1 protein-coding gene is annotated in these 1,648 nt (G+C 65.3%); it reads left to right on the forward strand.

Annotated elements, in window-relative coordinates; genetic code table 11:
• The coding region (locus tag DIE15_RS36590) for an electron transfer flavoprotein-ubiquinone oxidoreductase (protein ID WP_185734621.1) at nucleotides 1-1,647 on the forward strand (1,647 nt) is incomplete at its 5' end.
• Nucleotide 1,648: the final 1 nt, after the last annotated feature.

The raw sequence follows: 1,648 nt of genomic DNA on the forward strand, positions 1-1,648 counted from the left end.
TACGGCCCGCGCGAATCGATGGAATACGACGTCGTGATCGTCGGCGGCGGCCCCGCCGGGCTGTCGGCGGCGATCCGGCTCAAGCAGCTGGCCGCCGAGAAAGGCACCGAGATCGGCGTGTGCGTGCTGGAGAAGGGTTCCGAGATCGGCGCGCACATCCTGTCGGGCGCGGTGATGGATCCGCGCGCGATCAACGAACTGTTCCCCGACTGGAAGGAACGCGGCGCACCGCTCGATGTCGAGGTGACGGAAGACCGCTTCCTGTTCCTGTCCGAGAACGGCGCGGTCACGACGCCGAACTGGGCGCTGCCCGCCAACTTCCAGAACCACGGCAACTACGTGATTTCGCTGGGCAACGTGACCCGCTGGCTCGGCCAGCAGGCGGAAGCCCTAGGCGTGGAGATCTTCCCGGGCTTCCCGGCCGCCGAGATTCTCTATAACGACGACGGCTCGGTGAAGGGCGTGGCCACCGGCAACATGGGTGTGGGCAAGGACGGCGAGCCGACCGAGAACTTCCAGCTCGGCATGGAGCTGCACGCGAAGTACACGCTGTTCGCCGAAGGCTGCCGCGGCCATCTGGGCCGCCAGCTGATCTCGAAGTTCAAGCTCGACGCGAACGCCGATCCGCAGGCGTACGGGATCGGCATCAAGGAGCTGTGGGAAATCGATCCGGCCAAGCACAAGCCGGGCCTCGTGATCCACACGGCCGGCTGGCCGCTGAAGTCCGATACGTACGGCGGCTCGTTCCTGTATCACATGGACAACAACCAGGTCGTGGTCGGCTTCGTGGTGGGCCTGGGCTACACGAATCCGTACCTGTCGCCGTTCGAGGAATTCCAGCGCTACAAGACGCACCCGTCGATCCGCGCATTCCTCGAAGGTGGCAAGCGCGTGTCGTACGGCGCCCGTGCGATCACGGCCGGCGGCCTGCTGTCGCTGCCGAAGACGGTGTTCCCGGGCGGCGCGCTGATCGGTGACGACGCGGGCTTCCTGAACGCATCGCGGATCAAGGGCAGCCACGCGGCGATCAAGACCGGCATGCTGGCGGCCGATGCCGCGTTCGACGCGGTGCAGGCCGGCCGTCAGTCGGACGAGCTCAACGCGTACCCGGATGCGTTCAAGCAATCGTGGCTGTACACGGAGCTGTACCGCGCGCGCAACTTCAAGCAGTGGATGGCCAAGGGGCTGTACCTCGGCACGCTGATGGTCGGTCTCGAGCAGAAGGTGATGGGCGGCAACGTGCCGTGGACGCTGCACCACAAGCATGCGGATCACGAGATGCTGAAGCCGGCATCGCAATGCACGCCGATCGAGTATCCGAAGCCGGACGGCAAGCTGACGTTCGACCGGTTGTCGTCGGTGTTCATCTCGAACACGAACCACGAGGAGAACCAGCCGGCGCACCTGACGCTGAAGGATGCGAGCGTGCCGGTGAACGTGAACCTGAGCACGTACGCAGGCCCCGAGGGGCGCTTCTGTCCGGCGGCCGTGTACGAGTTCGTGAAGAACGACGACGGCAGCGATCGGCTGCTGATCAACGCGCAGAACTGCGTGCACTGCAAGACCTGCGACATCAAGGACCCGACGCAGAACATCGTGTGGGTCACGCCGGAAGGCGGCGGCGGGCCGAATTACCCGAACATGTAAC

Source organism: Burkholderia sp. Bp9031, assembly GCF_003857965.1.
Taxonomy (GTDB): domain Bacteria; phylum Pseudomonadota; class Gammaproteobacteria; order Burkholderiales; family Burkholderiaceae; genus Burkholderia; species Burkholderia ambifaria_A.